Genomic DNA, 14,345 nt, shown 5'->3' on the forward strand with positions numbered 1-14,345 from the left:
CAGTCATGGGCTTAGCTCCTTTTACTTTATAATTATATTTTACATGCCCTTATGATAACTGTCCAATTAATTGTAGCCTATCCAAAGCTTAGGTTATGCAATAAATATAAACTTAATAACTGGTAATAAAATAAGCTTAGAGGAGTTGTTAAATGTTGATGATTTGCTAAACGTTCTAAGCTCAGGAAAAGGTTATTTGGAGAATAAAGATGATTTTATACTGGAAGAGTATTCATTTTCGGAATTGGCAGAAAGGTATAAATATATAGGGCTGTCTGAACTAGAAATTCCCAGGTATAGTACCTTTTATTTCTCTACAAATAGGCTGGGTATATATATTTACTTTCCTCATGCTTTTGGTGACTACCGATCAGTTGAAATAAATTTCGATGATATAAATAGTGACATGAGAAAGGGAGATTTTTTTTGGAAATCAGTTAGTGGTATAGAAACAACTAATTGAATCAGTTTAAGCGGAAACAGTAAATATATGGGTTGCCTATGAAAGTTCCAATAGGAAATTTCACTAATTAATAAGTCAATAAGAATATTGATGTGTTTTTGGGCTGTATTTGACCGTAACAGATTAGTGTCTGAAAATGCAATCCATGATTGGTGGAAAGACATGAAAAATCTTATAGCAAAGGTATATCTAAAAAAGAGAGGGGAGAAACCTTTAAGATGGATCGACGACAAGAGATGGAAGAATATTTAAAGAAATATAGAGAGGAACGGTTGGAAATAAAAAAAGGCTATCTGATGAACAATCTTTCTGATATGGAGAAGGAATTTTATAATAAGATAGATTTATTAATATCCAGCCAGAAGGAGAGGCAGAGTGAAGATGAAACAGTGAAACTGAAAGATATATTTCTATGTAGGCTATTGAGTAGCGGATATACGGAAAGTTATGAGGTGATACTGGGAATGAGCAATGATATGTTGTATCTGGATGAGAGGAAAAGTCAGGTTTACTGGTATCCGGAGCTGGTTTATAAAGATATGGTTCAGGATATGAATACAGTTGAAAAACTCATTAGGAAAAAGTTTTTAAGGGTGGAGAGCTCTGAATTATTTTATCTGAAACAGAAGTTATTGTGTGATGATTGGATACTACTTCAGGAATGTTTCCGTAATCTATTAAAACAATCGCTTCATTTGCTAATGGATAGCTCTCTGCGGTTAGAAAAGGAAATTCTGGTTTTATGCGGAGATTATATGGATAATTTAAAGATTATAGGGCATCAAGATACAGAGAGGAGAGAAGAATAATGGCAAAAAAACAAAGCTCTTTTCATATGGGAAATGAGTTTAATGGTTATGGAGAAACAACTTATTTAAAAGGTACTCAATGTGGGATTCATCCGCCTCTATCTCAGGAGAATGTTCAGCTTTCGCCAGATTTCAGGAACTGTTTATTAAAGGCACTGGGAAGTGTTCCTGTGATTATCGATCCAGCAAACTCAAATCCTGTCTTGTTATCCCTGTTGGGTTCCATGACCAGAATGAATCAGATGATTATGTCAAAAGATGCGGCAACAGGAAATTATGTTGTTCAATTTAATATCATAAGTCAGAATTTTGCGGATGGGGCATATCCTTATTACGTTGAATTAATGGACAATAAGGTACCGACTGCTATGGGAATATTAAATCAATGGGTACCATATGGGGCACCGGAAGGTGCAAAATGGAAATATTATAAAGATGGGCATTACATAAAAAGCGACTGGGTATTTATAGACAAGGATAAAGCATGGTACTATCTGGGGTCAGATGAATACATGGTAACTGGTTGGAAAGAGATAAGAAATCATTGGTACTATTTTATCTCAAAGGTGGTAGGTGGATGCGAAAAAGATGGACACATGGCACTTGGCTGGATGAAAATAAAAGGATTATGGTATTACCTAAAAGAGGAAGAATCAGCAGGATATATGGTAACGGGCTGGAGGAAGATCCAGGGAAAATGGTATTATTTTAAAACAAAAGCAGAGGCTAAGCATAGTAACGATTATGGATATATGTTCAATAATAAGTGGTTGAAGGATAAAGGAAAATGGTATTATTTCAATCATAACGGAGAAATGGCTACTTCTAAGTTGATAGATTGGGGAGGTAAAAAATATTTTCTAAAAAAAGACGGTACTATGGCTGTTAATGAAACAATAGTAGATCCTGTATCGAAAAAGACTTATAAGGCAGATGAAGATGGAGTATGTCGAGAGGTTAAAAATGGTGTTATTAAGATTGCATTGAGTGATTCGAAACGATTTGTTGAAATTACGGATGGTAGTAAAAAGTATTATGGTGGGAATCAAGCGTGGTATGAATGGGGCAATGAGGGAAAGACTAATGTTGCTAAAATGGGTGGTTGCGGAACGGTTGCATCTGCAAATATAGTGGCATACTTAGCAGCTCATAATTCAAAGTATGCAGCATTATATGCTTTTTCTGATTATACAATAGAAAATTTTCTATTACATATGGAAGAAATGTTTGAATATGTCACACCTCACCATATAAAAAGTCAACCTTTAGGCGTATGGCCGATTAGTGTAATGGAAGATGGAGTAGAAAAGTTTGCCAGCGACAAAGAAATAGAACTACATGCAGTGAGAAGAGAAGGATATTATAATCGTGAAAATATAATTAATTATATTACAGAAGGGCTAGAAAAAGACTCTCCTGTGGCAATGCTTATTGGGACGAGTGGAAGTAGTGACGTAACTATAATAGAACCAGATGGGAGTAAGTATCCAGGTAATTCATTTAAGCTTCATTGGGTAACGATTACAGAGCTGGAAATAGATGAACTGAATAAAAAAACAAAAGTGAAAGTATCATCATGGGGAGGCTGGGGTGAAGTGGATCTAGATAATTATATAAAGAATGAACCTTTAAAAGGATTAGTATACTTTGAATAACAGTATAATAATAGTAGGAGGATCTTATGGAGTCTTTTATTCCCATTTTTTTGCTAATAATAATTCTTCTATTAATTTGCCTAATCTGCATTGCTTTATTGATTGTTATTATAAAAGTAAAAAGAGGATGGCTTTGGTTTTTATGCTTCATATTAATTGTAATAGGAGGTATAAAGATACATGATCGGGTTATTAATGCGGTGTTTTATGACTTTACAGCAGAAATGTATAAAACATACCCGGAGATAGAACGTATAGAATTAAGAATTATCAATGGGGGAAGCGTTTGTATAATGGATATTGGGTTAGAAAAAGAAATAGATGATAAGAGTGTAGAAAGTATATTCATTGATGTATTAAGAAAAGCTAATAAGGAGCCAATGTCAAGTTATTTGAAAGGAAATACTAATCGTAAAAATAAGAATTGGTCATTTATTATGATAGATTTTTCTAAAGTAAGGGATAGGTTTGAATCAGAATTATATCAACATTCAGATTGGTTTACGAAAGAAAATCAAAAAAAACAGACATGGAAAAATAGTCATACTGGGAAAATATATCGCTATTCAGATTATATAGATTAAGTAAACCCTTAGACAGTCAAAATGTCACGCCTCATCATATCGGAAGCAACCCTTTAGGAGTATGGCCTGTTAGTGTAATGGCAGACGGAGTTGAGAAATATGCTAGCGACAAAGGGGTTGAACTTCATGCAATGAAAGGATCTGTTTTATTTACTCGTGAGAACATAATTGATTACATTACAGAAGGATTGGAAAAAGACTCTCCTGTAGCAATGTTGATAGGAACGAGCGGAAGAAGTGATGTAATTATTACAAATCCAGACGGGAGCGAATCACCAGATAATTCGTTTAAGCTACACTGGGTAACAATTACGGAATTAGAAATAGATGAATTTAATGATACGGCAAAAGTGAAAGTATCATCATGGGGAGGTTGGAGTAAAGTGGATTTAGATGAATATATACAAAACGAACGACTTTACGAAGGGTTAATATATTTTGATTAGAGATATTATAAGAATTAGGAGGATACCTTATGCAGTCTTTTAATTTAATCCCACTATTAATAATAGTTTTTTTATTGATTTGCACTATTTTTCTGGTAATTATTATAAAGGTGAAGAGAAGCCGTTTATGGTTTTTAATTATCTTAGTAATCATAATGGCAGGTACTAAGATACATAATCGGATAATAAACTCAGTATTTTATGATTTTAAAGAGGATATGTGCGATATATATCCGGAAATAGATAATATAAAACTCCATACGTCTTATGGAGGACGATCCGGGTCAATAAACATTTATATGGCAGAAGAAGTGAATGATGAATATGTAGAAACTATATTTTTTGATACACTAAATAAGATCAATAAGGAACCAATGTCAAGTTATCTAAAAGGCAGTTCAAACCGTAAAAATAAGAGTTGGGTACGTTTAAACATTAAATTCTATGGAAGAAAGCATGGAAGTTTTTTTTCAGGACCGTATCAACATTCAGAATGGTTTACCAGGGAGAATCAAGAAGAGCAGACATGGGAAAATAATCTTACAGGGGAAATATATCGTTATTCAGATTATATGAATTAAGTGTGCTAATATTGTGTTATTTTAGTTGCAGTACAATAATAGGTCTACGAAGAACACTAAATTTCTGGATTATGACACCATGAATCTTTAAGAATTCAGTATTTATGAGTTTCTTTAATGTTCTCATATAGTAATGTGTGAATACATCACTATATGAAATTGAACAAAAAAATGATGAAACTGTCTGTTTTCGAGATTTTACAGTGTTTCCTATTACCGCATCACAGGAATTATGAAAAGATTGTTATATTTTGAATGACAACATTATAAGAGTCAGAAGGATTGTGGACAAGATCTTTATGGCTGTTGAGGAGAATTTTTAATGTTTTTTTTAGGAGAAGTAATTATGGCGGATAAAAAGAAAGTGGCTAAGTATCCAAGGATTCATTCAAGCTTCATTGGGTAACCATTACAGAGTTGGAAATAGATGAACTGAAAAAAACAAAAGTAAAGGTATCATTATGGGGAGGTTGGGGTGAAGTGGATCTAGATAATTATATGAAGAATGAACCTTTAAGAGGATTAGTATACTTTGAATAACAGTATAATAATAGTAGGAGGATATTTTATGGAGTCTTTTATTCCCGTTTTTTTGCTAATAATAGTTTTTTTATTAATTTGCTTAATATGTATTGCTTTACTTATATTTATTATTAAAGTAAAGAAAGGGTGGCTTTGGCTTTTAAGCATCATATTGATTGTAGCAGCAGGAATCAATATACATGATCGGGCTATTAATTCGGTATTTTATGATTTTAAAACAGAGATGTGTAAGGTTTATCCAGAAATAAATGATATAAAGTTGCAGATTGTTGCAGGGGGAACTACCTGCACAATATATGTCGATATGGAAAAGGAGATAGAGGAAAAAGAAGTAGAAAATATATTTATTGATATGTTGAAAAGATTTAATCAGGAACCAATGTCGGATTATTTAAAAGGAAATTCTAATCCTAAAAATAAGAGATGGGGAGTTTTACAAGTACTGTTTTTTGGAACAAAGCAGGGAAGCTTTTATTCGGAACGGTATATACATTCAGAATGGTTTACAAAGGAAAACCAAAAAGAACAGATATGGAAAAATAGATATACCAAAAAAATATATAATTATTCAGATTATATGGAATAAATAATACATATGGAGTTCTTTTGGTTGCAGAACACCATGTAGTAAGAAGAGAGGATCCTTATAATGGTAAGAATATAATTAATTATATTACAGAGGGGCTAGAAAAAGACTCTCCTGTGGCAATGCTTATTGGGACGAGTGGAAGTAGTGATGTAACTATAATAGAACCAGATGGGAGTAAGTATCCAGGTAATTCATTTGAGCTTCATTGGGTAACGATTACAGAGCTAGAAATAGATGAACTGAATAAAAAAACAAAAGTGAAGGTATCATCATGGGGAGGCTGGGGTGAAGTAGATCTAGATAATTATATAAAGAACGAACCTTTAAAAGGATTAGTATACTTTGAATAACAATATAATAATAGCAGGAGGATACCTTATGGAGTCTTTTATTCCCACTTTTTTACTAATAATTCTTCTTTTATTAATCTGCCTAATCTGTATTGCTTCATTGATCTTTATAATAAAAGTAAAAAGAGGATGGCTTTGGTTTTTATGCTTCATATTAATTGTAATAGGAGGTATAAAGATACATGATCGGGTTATTAATGCGGTGTTTTATGACTTTACAGCAGAAATGTATAAAACGTACCCGGGGATAGAACATATAGAGTTAAGAATTATCAGGGGAGGAGGTGGTTGTATAATAGATATTGAGTTGGAGAAGGAGATAGACGATAAGAACGTAGAAAGTATATTCATTAATGTATTAAAAAAAGTTAATCAGGAGCCGTTGTCAAGTTATTTGAGAGGAAATACTAATCCTAAAAATAGGACTTGGTCATTTTTTAAGATAAATTTTTTTGGAGCAGAGGGTAGGTTTGAATCAGAACCATATCAACATTCAGATTGGTTTACCAAAAAAAATCAAGAGGAACAGACTTGGAAAAACAGTCATACCGGAAAAATATATCGCTATTCAGATTATATAGATTAAGTAAACCCTTAGACAGGCAAAAGTTCCCATCAAAATAACCCTTTCAATCCATTTTATGGTAGCAATGCTGATAGGAACAAGCAGAAGAAGAGACGTAATCATCATAGATCTGGAAGTTGCACATGGTAATGATTATGGATATATGTTCAATAATAAGTGGTTGAATGATAAAGCAAAATGGTATTATTTCAATAGTAATGGAGAAATGGCGACTTCTAAGCGGATTATTTTAAATGTCGCTTCTGCAACGGCATTATCATAAGGACACCCTTTATGGCCGAGAGAACGTTGAATTTCAAATGCAATTGGCCCTAAGTGGATGTTTAAATATAAATTTGTTACCAAAAAATACATATAACCTGTTATTTTTTACATGAATATATTTTTGTGTAAAATATGTTGTATAGTGGTATTAACTATCTGTACAAAAAAACACTTAAATATCTGATCCCTATAAGAAAATAGGCAAGTGAATTCACGTTGTTGAGATACGGTTGAGCAGGGGAAATTCGTGTGCATAATAGAAATCAGAGGCGCATTCAGCAATAGGTTGAGTGCGCCTTTAAGAATAAAAACAGATATTTAGTGATATAGAGATCATGGATATCTCAAATTTAATTGTTATTTAAGGGGGAATAGAATGAAATATTTCATTCTTGAAACAGAAAAAGAGTTTTGCGATGCACCTATATTAAATAAATGGAAGGAAGAATTTCCTTCATCTTTGGTATGTATAAAGAATTTTTATAAAATACCAGAAAGGAATATTATTTCGATTTCAACAAACAAGGATACCATATTTCCTGCCATATTTATTTCTACCTACGTAATGGTGTCGGAAATGGTCAAATCTGTCATTGATATGTATGGAGATAAGGTTTTGGCAAAGGACGTAGTACTGGTGGATTCTGCCAGAGGAGAGATAGAACGTTATTTTTTAGTGGTTCTGTCAGAGGTGTCGGGAGAAATGCAAACTTTGGGGCGAAAGAGAAGCGTTGTTATAGAGAGAAATGCTGGAATCCCCTTAAAAGATAGAAACATATTTATGTTGAAACTGAAGGAGCGAAGAAAAATCATTGTTAATCTTGACTTTGCAGAAAGTATTTTGAGGCGTAGCGCCCAGGGAATCTGCCTGGAAGAGATTGAACTGAAGGAGGTATAAGGAAATATGGGAGAGAAAAGGATTGCAATAAAACCATTTGATATGATTTCTGTTTTGGACTATAAGGGGACTCAGGAAGTCAATGAGCACGGATGTGTGAAAGTCAGAGGAGTGATTCGGGCAGAAAAAAAAGATGAATACATTAAAAGGGCGAGTGAGGAAACCTGGGTACAGGTCTTGACTTATGATGACAAGGATGAGGAAAGTATTTTGTTTTACGGAGTGGTTACAGAACTTAATATCCAGTTCCGTGGCGAAGGCTGTGTTATGGAGCTGGAGCTTTTTTCCGGTACAAAGCTGATGGATTATAAAAAACATCTTAGAAGTTTTCAGAGGGAAGGGTACACCTATAAGGAATTAACTGAAATCTGCAATAAAAACTATCCCCAGTCCGGCGTAATCGTTACAGAAGGAAAAGCTGTTTCTTTGTCTGGGTTTATGCTTCAATACGAAGAGACAGACTGGGATTTTTTAAAGCGCAGTGCAAGTCATTTGAATACGGTACTTGTACCATCATGCAAAGTAAAGGGAGCAAAATACTTTTTTGGACTGCCGGAGAAAAAAGTTAATATTGGTTTTAGCGAAGAAGATTATACCGTTCGTAGAAATTCCGGAGATTATGACCGTAAAAAGGCTGGAAACGGCAGTTTGAAGGAAGTCAGCTATCTTGTAGAGAGCCGGGATTATTGTGAACTGGGAAGTCAAGTATCATTTTGTGGGCAGAGCTTGTATGTATATAAAATTGAGACCATGTGGAAAGGGAGTGAACTATATCATAGATATGATCTAAGGACCAGAACTGGTATGAAGGTATCCAGAGCAAATAATGAAGAGATGATAGGTCTATCACTGATGGGAACGGTAGAAAAAGTCAAGGATGAACGGGTGAAGCTTTCCATACAGGGAGATGAGAATGAGCAGAGTGGGAAGCGGTGGTTTTCATTTTCGACTGTTTATTCTTCCCCTGATGGAGCAGGCTGGTATTGCATGCCCGAGCCAGGAGACAGGGTGCGATTATATCTGCCTACGTCTGATGAGGCAGATGCATACGCAGCCAGTGGATATCATGAGAATCAGGGAGAGGGAATAAGAACAGAGCCGGATAACAAAATTTGGAGGAATAAAGAAGGCAAGGAGATCCGTATGACGCCAGAGCAGATCCTGATTACAAACAACAGCGGGTTGTCGGTAGAACTTTCTGACCAGAAAGGGATTCGGATCATCAGTGATTCAACTGTTTCCATTCAGGCTTCTAACGGCATCAATATCAGCAGTTCCAATGCGAGTGTAGAATTAGCAGCTTCTAACAGTATTGTGCTAAAGCAGGGAGAGACCGTGATGAGAATGGCAGATGGAATCTCTTTTGAAGGCGGAAAAATCAATTTACAATAGGGAGGAATTGAGATGAATATAAGAATCAATGAGAAGCTTTCCATAGAGACGGATATCCCATTTCAATCAATCCAGAAACTTGCAATGACATGGGAAATCAATGACCATGGAAGAGTCAGTTTCTCAGGAATCGTAAAAAGAGAGGAAAGTGGCAGTCGGGGTCTTCATGAGGACTATCTTCAAACAACAGTTCGGTTCATTTTAAAAGGAAACAGAGACAATGAGTCCGATGAGACCTTATTTTGCGGTCAGATTGAGCAGATTGATTTAAAGTATACCCATGGAGTGCTCCATGCCCTTGTAATGGCAGGATCTGCTTCCATGCAGCTAGATAAGAAGAAGCTTTGCTGCACATTTCAAGATATCTCTCAGACATATGCAGAAGCGGCAAAGGCTGTAAGCGCTCTGGAAGATGGAAGAGTGATTTGCAGTGCAGAAGATAAAAAACTGGAAAAGCCTGTTATCTGCTATCATGAAACAGCATGGGAATTTGAAAAAAGGATTGCCGGTCTGCAAAATAGCTATATCATTCCGGATATCGTGACTGGTCGCCCCAATCTTTGGTTTGGAATGCGCAAGGGGAAGGAAATGATAGAGAGCAGTTCTTCCGCAGAGGTAAACATCAGGAAAAGCTATGTGAATGGAGAAAAAGGACGTGCAGTCATAAGTCATTGCCTGGAAAGCAGAGACTCCTATTTACTGGGAGACTGGAAGATTCTGACTGGAAGAAAGTGTGTCGTATATAAAAAAGAGACCATACTTTTACATGGGGAAGTCCGGTTCTTATACTGGCTTGCAAACGAGAAGGATCTTGAAACAGAACCCTTTTATAATAAACGGTTTACTGGACTAAGCCTGTCAGCAACGGTGAAAAAGACCCGGAACGAAACCGTGCAGGTGCAATTTGACATAGATGGAAAGAGGGGAACGTATTTTTATCCATGGAGACCGGAATCCGGGAATGCCTTATATGCAATGCCTGAGAATGGGAGCAGGGTAGAGGTATATTTTCTGAACCATGATGAAAGGCAGGGAATTGTTCTTAGGTGCCTGCATGATGAAAAAAATAAGGATAAGGAAGTCGGTGACAAGTTATTTGAAACTCCAGATGCAGCAGTTGGTTTATTTGACGGCAGTATAGAAATGGTGAAATCCAAATCCTCCCTGAAGCTCCGTGATAAATCCTCGATTGGACTTCAGGGAGAGCAACTGACTATTGAAGGAAATGGGAAAATAAAAATGACTGCCAGGAATATAAGACTGTCTGCCTCAACGGAGATTAAATCTGTAACGGGAATGTAATTAGCAAAGGAAGCATTAAAATAGTAAAATAGGAGAAGAAGTGAAATGGAATACGAGGATGAACAGCTTGTAGCACTAAAAAAACAGGCGAGAAGCAATCAGGCAGTTAATATAAAGGAACAGGGGGTTTACATAGGAGAAGAATTCATAAACTTTCAGCTGGTTCATATTCTGGAAAAAATCAGCATTTACCTTCCGGAAACCTTTATTGAAATGCCGGAGGAAATAAAGAAAGTAAAATATCCGTCTGCCAATCGCCCGGAGACTATTAAAACCAGCTTGAATACCAATGTAAATTTTGCATTCAACTGGATGGATAAAAGAAGTTTTGTCAATCAGGAGGAAGAACTGGCGCTCCAACTCAAAGCAGTGCTTTTGAAAACCAACCCATCCTTTGTTTTTTATGAGGAGAATGAACTAAAAACATCTGGGGGGAATACGGTCAGGACATTTGATTTTAAAAGTTATGGAATTGATGAACAGATGTACAATATGATGTGCATTATTTCGTTTCGTGGCGGAACACTTCATGGGATTTTTAATTGTCTGGACAGGGATTCAGAAGATTGGAAGAAGTTTGTGGGACAGGTATTTCAGTCTGCGGTAGAGCTTGATGAAGAGGAGAAGCGTTAGACGGGAGAGGCTTGATGAAAGGAAAGGCGGTTCGTGAATGGGAATGGGAAGAAGAAAATATTTGATATCAATGCAATGAATATGGAAGCAACTGTACTGGAACAGGGCAGTTATGGAGTTTGCTCCAGTAATTCGGGTATTGTAACATTTGCAAATGAGTTTGAAGGATATTTAGATGATGAACAGTATGATTACATAGAGGAGGAATTGAGAGCGAATAGAAAAAAATAATCGTAGAAAGCAAAGAAGGGAGGAAAGAAAAATGTATGTAATAAATAAGATAAAGGCAATAAAGCCAGTTTGGATTATTCTGATTATTTGTCTTTCGTTTATCCTTTGGATTATATTAAAAACAGGGTATTTTTTACCACTGACATCACATCAGAGTAATTCTTGGGTAGAGTGGCAAGGAAAGAAATATGATGTATATGACAAGGGCGATTACCCAGATGATTATGTTTTTCTTTTCAATATTAATAAACCGGTTGCACGTGACGAAGAATATAATTTCTTATATTCTTTAACGGGAGATCAAAAAAAAGAATATAATGTCTTGATTATGGAAGGAAAAGATGATCATGATGGACCACAGCTTTGTATACAAGAGGGATATGAAATTCCTCTTGATGGGGAGATAACGGGTGGAATTCTTGTAAATGACGATATTTTTATAGATAAGAATACAATAAATGAAATTGTAGAACTGTCCAGAGAATCTGATATTATTATTCCATGGGAAGCGTTAGGGGATAAATATTTTTTTTATTCTATTTATCTATGCTTTAATAACTGTCCTGTCTCTGGAAAGATTTTTGGAGGGATATGGAAAGTGGGAGATAGTATGGTTATTTACAGAAATGCAGACGAAGCCGATTCTTCTGGAGAAGATAAAGTTGCATTAACTTTTACTAAAGATAGAAAGACAAGGAAAAAATTGAGCAAATACATTAAAGTTTCATGGTATGATAAAATGCAGCAATAACAACCATGAGGTTACAGAGTTGATGAGATTATTAGAAATGTGACTTTTCAAATACTAAAAGATATGCCGGTATTCTGATTCCTGATTTAGCTGAGATGAGGGCATGGTTCATGGTTCAGCATTATACAAAGTTCGAAGGAGGATTTGAGCCGTTTATCAATTATGAGATTGTAGAGTATAAATTTGAAGGATATTTGGCTGATGAACAGTATATGGAAATACTTATACATTTTATGTACGGGATGATTTTGTGAGATATATGGGGAACTGTGGTCAAGAGAATACAAAATAAAAGAGGGGATATTTTTGAGAATATTTAGAAAAATAATAAATGTATGTTTCTGCATTTTTCTACTTTTTCTAGGAATTGCAGTTTGGATTCTATATGACTTTGGATATTTTTTGCCAGTTACGAATATTGCCATAGGTGGAGCGGACTGGAATGGAAATTGGTATGACTCTTATGAGTACATAGAGGATATGAATAAAGAAAATTATGGATTCGTTACAGATAAGCGGATTGCACGCAATGATGGTTTTTATTTACTATATTCTTTAAAAGGAGATATTAATAAAGAGCGTAACGCAATAGCAATAGTTGATGGTGATAATAGAGATCAGCTTTGCATAAAATCAGGATATGAAAATCCGTTGGATGGAGACATGACTGGCGGAATTATGGGTGGAGATTATGATTCCTATGAGGTATTTTTTTAGATAGCAAAATTATAAACTCGATTATAAATATATCAGAAAATGTAGATTCCTTAGTTTCGCAACAGGAATATATTGCCACGGGACTTGAACTTTACCGTATTTATGTTTGTTTTGATAATTGCCCTGTATCAGGGAGCTTTTGGGGCTGCGTGGGACAATCAGAGGATAATTTTGTCATTATACCAAACGGTTCAAATAGAAGTTCTATTTCAGATGGAGAGACAGGAATAAAAAGTGACAGTGAAGTTTTTCTTATAACAGATAAAAAATTGAAAAAAGATTTAGTAAAATACATAAATCAGTTACATGGAAGGCGTTGGCCATGGGAGTATTGAATTAAAAAACAAAGAAATGGTGGGAATATCTGGGATGCTTAAGATTGAAATTTGTTCTATTTTGCAGGATATGTTAAATACTTTTTTGTAGACAGGAAATATAGGGGAGACTTCTCATTTAAAAATAACAACACATTTCTACGGATACTGATTGGTTCGGTTTTTGATATAAAGTATATCGGTTGTTATGGAGTTGGAGATTTTTTGTTAGGCATATTCGAATTGGTAAAAAATAAAACATAATGTTAAAGGTTTTAAAAGCTATTTATGATATGTGAGAAAACAATGCGGTATTGGTAATATATGAAATCGCAGAATATTAATTTGAAAGCTATTTGTCCGAAAAAACAATATAAATACTTAGAGGAAAGTGAAAAATTATAGATTGGTTAAGTAAACAAAAACAATATTTGCTGATAGTAGCAGTCGGTATTTTTTTATGGTTGGAAGGTAAGATGAGTATTGTTGAAAATGTATTTATCAACATTATAACATTTTTTGGAACGCTTCCAGGTGCTGGATTTGAAATTCTCAGTTCTCTTGTTCATTTAGTAATTATATATGTGGAAATATTAATATTATTCATGGTATTAACACAGCAGTTTTCAAAGAAATGTGATAAATGGATAGAATTTAAGAAATCGTTTTACATTTATACTGCAGTGGGAATTATCTTGGAAAGGCTTCTTTTATTTTTGAGTTATTCTGTTTTTGCAATTTTAGTTAGTTCTGTGTTAGAAACTATAATAATAACAGTGTTTGTGAAAATAATTATTTCTTTTTCTTTTATTTTAATACTGTATAAAGTGTCATTTAAAAAAAAAAAATATTTTGGGGCTATAAAGCAAATATATCTTTTGATTTTACAATAGCAGTGGTAATAACCATTGGAACAGCATTTTTATTAATAGTTCAAGAGTGGAAGGATTATCAGAATATAGAATTACTAATGAATTCGTCAGGCATTTTTGATTTAATGACAAGAAGGACACCTGTGTATAAGGTGCTTGATGAGTGGATTTTGCACTATTTAAGCAAAATATGTGCAATATTTTTTCTTGTGGACAGGAAGTATAAGATAGATATTCCATCTGAAAATAAAAAGGAATTAGAAATAAAATAATTCAATATTACAGGAGGCAATATCATGGATAATAATGACGCTATGGAACAGATCAAAAATAGTCAGATGCTACAAAAGAAGCAAGCCGAATAT

At 34.6% G+C, this 14,345-nt stretch carries 19 protein-coding genes; all 19 read left to right on the forward strand.

Features of this window, described 5'->3' with window-relative positions; all coding sequences use genetic code 11:
* Positions 1–196: 196 nt before the first annotated feature.
* Positions 197–463, forward strand: coding sequence for a hypothetical protein (locus FAY33_RS16915; RefSeq protein WP_143322415.1), 267 nt, complete (start codon positions 197–199; stop codon positions 461–463).
* A 218-nt stretch (positions 464–681) separates the two neighbouring features.
* The gene (locus FAY33_RS16920) at positions 682–1,272 is read left to right on the forward strand and encodes a hypothetical protein (protein ID WP_143322416.1); all 591 of its coding nucleotides are present in this window, start codon (positions 682–684) and stop codon (positions 1,270–1,272) included.
* Positions 1,272–2,927: an N-acetylmuramoyl-L-alanine amidase family protein gene (locus FAY33_RS16925; RefSeq protein ID WP_143322417.1), complete on the forward strand. Its 1,656-nt coding sequence runs from the start codon at positions 1,272–1,274 to the stop codon at positions 2,925–2,927. Before FAY33_RS16920 ends, FAY33_RS16925 begins: the two co-directional genes overlap by 1 nt.
* 26 nt (positions 2,928–2,953) lie before the next feature.
* Positions 2,954–3,511, forward strand: coding sequence for a hypothetical protein (locus FAY33_RS16930; protein ID WP_143322418.1), 558 nt, complete (start codon positions 2,954–2,956; stop codon positions 3,509–3,511).
* 77 nt (positions 3,512–3,588) lie between these two features.
* Complete coding sequence (locus FAY33_RS16935; RefSeq protein ID WP_143322419.1) at positions 3,589–3,957, forward strand: hypothetical protein; 369 nt, start codon at positions 3,589–3,591, stop codon at positions 3,955–3,957.
* Positions 3,958–3,986: 29 nt separating this feature from the next.
* Complete coding sequence (locus tag FAY33_RS19815; protein WP_143322420.1) at positions 3,987–4,538, forward strand: hypothetical protein; 552 nt, start codon at positions 3,987–3,989, stop codon at positions 4,536–4,538.
* Positions 4,539–5,106: 568 nt separating this feature from the next.
* Positions 5,107–5,667 (forward strand): hypothetical protein, encoded by a 561-nt coding sequence (locus tag FAY33_RS16945; RefSeq protein ID WP_143322421.1) that lies wholly within the window; start codon positions 5,107–5,109, stop codon positions 5,665–5,667.
* Positions 5,668–5,687: 20 nt separating this feature from the next.
* Positions 5,688–6,020, forward strand: coding sequence for a hypothetical protein (locus tag FAY33_RS16950; RefSeq protein WP_143322422.1), 333 nt, complete (start codon positions 5,688–5,690; stop codon positions 6,018–6,020).
* Between the two features lie 28 nt (positions 6,021–6,048).
* Positions 6,049–6,606 (forward strand): hypothetical protein, encoded by a 558-nt coding sequence (locus tag FAY33_RS16955; RefSeq protein WP_143322423.1) that lies wholly within the window; start codon positions 6,049–6,051, stop codon positions 6,604–6,606.
* Positions 6,607–7,246: 640 nt separating this feature from the next.
* On the forward strand, positions 7,247–7,768 hold the full coding sequence (locus FAY33_RS16970) for a hypothetical protein (RefSeq protein WP_143322425.1): 522 nt from the start codon (positions 7,247–7,249) through the stop codon (positions 7,766–7,768).
* A gap of 6 nt (positions 7,769–7,774) precedes the next feature.
* Entirely contained in the window at positions 7,775–9,160 is a 1,386-nt protein-coding gene (locus FAY33_RS16975) for a DUF2345 domain-containing protein (protein WP_143322426.1), read from the forward strand.
* Between the two features lie 12 nt (positions 9,161–9,172).
* The gene (locus FAY33_RS16980) at positions 9,173–10,462 is read left to right on the forward strand and encodes a hypothetical protein (protein ID WP_143322427.1); all 1,290 of its coding nucleotides are present in this window, start codon (positions 9,173–9,175) and stop codon (positions 10,460–10,462) included.
* Positions 10,463–10,507: 45 nt separating this feature from the next.
* Complete coding sequence (locus FAY33_RS16985; RefSeq protein WP_143322428.1) at positions 10,508–11,095, forward strand: hypothetical protein; 588 nt, start codon at positions 10,508–10,510, stop codon at positions 11,093–11,095.
* Positions 11,096–11,128: 33 nt separating this feature from the next.
* Positions 11,129–11,326, forward strand: coding sequence for a hypothetical protein (locus FAY33_RS16990; protein WP_143322429.1), 198 nt, complete (start codon positions 11,129–11,131; stop codon positions 11,324–11,326).
* 31 nt (positions 11,327–11,357) lie between these two features.
* A complete protein-coding gene (locus FAY33_RS16995; RefSeq protein ID WP_143322430.1) occupies positions 11,358–12,077 on the forward strand; it encodes a hypothetical protein in 720 nt (239 codons plus the stop codon).
* A 110-nt stretch (positions 12,078–12,187) separates the two neighbouring features.
* Positions 12,188–12,331: a hypothetical protein gene (locus FAY33_RS19590; protein ID WP_185967674.1), complete on the forward strand. Its 144-nt coding sequence runs from the start codon at positions 12,188–12,190 to the stop codon at positions 12,329–12,331.
* A gap of 52 nt (positions 12,332–12,383) precedes the next feature.
* A complete protein-coding gene (locus FAY33_RS17000; protein WP_143322431.1) occupies positions 12,384–12,794 on the forward strand; it encodes a hypothetical protein in 411 nt (136 codons plus the stop codon).
* Between the two features lie 149 nt (positions 12,795–12,943).
* A complete protein-coding gene (locus tag FAY33_RS17005; RefSeq protein ID WP_143322432.1) occupies positions 12,944–13,129 on the forward strand; it encodes a hypothetical protein in 186 nt (61 codons plus the stop codon).
* A gap of 455 nt (positions 13,130–13,584) precedes the next feature.
* A complete protein-coding gene (locus FAY33_RS17010; RefSeq protein ID WP_143322433.1) occupies positions 13,585–14,001 on the forward strand; it encodes a hypothetical protein in 417 nt (138 codons plus the stop codon).
* The last annotated feature ends 344 nt before the right edge of the window (positions 14,002–14,345 follow it).

Origin of the sequence: Clostridium sp. HBUAS56010, from assembly GCF_007115105.1 — a bacterium.
Taxonomy (GTDB): Bacteria; Bacillota; Clostridia; order Lachnospirales; family Lachnospiraceae; genus Lacrimispora.

Excerpts from the sequence above, each read along its gene's own strand:
- FAY33_RS16935 (WP_143322419.1), top strand. The coding sequence starts at position 3,589 with ATGGCAGACGGAGTTGAGAAATATGCTAGCGACAAAGGGGTTGAACTT.
- FAY33_RS16955 (WP_143322423.1), top strand. The coding sequence starts at position 6,049 with ATGGAGTCTTTTATTCCCACTTTTTTACTAATAATTCTTCTTTTATTA.
- FAY33_RS19590 (WP_185967674.1), top strand. The coding sequence starts at position 12,188 with ATGGTTCAGCATTATACAAAGTTCGAAGGAGGATTTGAGCCGTTTATC.
- FAY33_RS16995 (WP_143322430.1), top strand. The coding sequence starts at position 11,358 with ATGTATGTAATAAATAAGATAAAGGCAATAAAGCCAGTTTGGATTATT.
- FAY33_RS16985 (WP_143322428.1), top strand. The coding sequence starts at position 10,508 with ATGGAATACGAGGATGAACAGCTTGTAGCACTAAAAAAACAGGCGAGA.
- FAY33_RS16925 (WP_143322417.1), top strand. The coding sequence starts at position 1,272 with ATGGCAAAAAAACAAAGCTCTTTTCATATGGGAAATGAGTTTAATGGT.
- FAY33_RS16980 (WP_143322427.1), top strand. The coding sequence starts at position 9,173 with ATGAATATAAGAATCAATGAGAAGCTTTCCATAGAGACGGATATCCCA.
- FAY33_RS16970 (WP_143322425.1), top strand. The coding sequence starts at position 7,247 with ATGAAATATTTCATTCTTGAAACAGAAAAAGAGTTTTGCGATGCACCT.
- FAY33_RS16930 (WP_143322418.1), top strand. The coding sequence starts at position 2,954 with ATGGAGTCTTTTATTCCCATTTTTTTGCTAATAATAATTCTTCTATTA.
- FAY33_RS19815 (WP_143322420.1), top strand. The coding sequence starts at position 3,987 with ATGCAGTCTTTTAATTTAATCCCACTATTAATAATAGTTTTTTTATTG.
- FAY33_RS17010 (WP_143322433.1), top strand. The coding sequence starts at position 13,585 with ATGAGTATTGTTGAAAATGTATTTATCAACATTATAACATTTTTTGGA.
- FAY33_RS16945 (WP_143322421.1), top strand. The coding sequence starts at position 5,107 with ATGGAGTCTTTTATTCCCGTTTTTTTGCTAATAATAGTTTTTTTATTA.
- FAY33_RS16975 (WP_143322426.1), top strand. The coding sequence starts at position 7,775 with ATGGGAGAGAAAAGGATTGCAATAAAACCATTTGATATGATTTCTGTT.
- FAY33_RS16920 (WP_143322416.1), top strand. The coding sequence starts at position 682 with ATGGATCGACGACAAGAGATGGAAGAATATTTAAAGAAATATAGAGAG.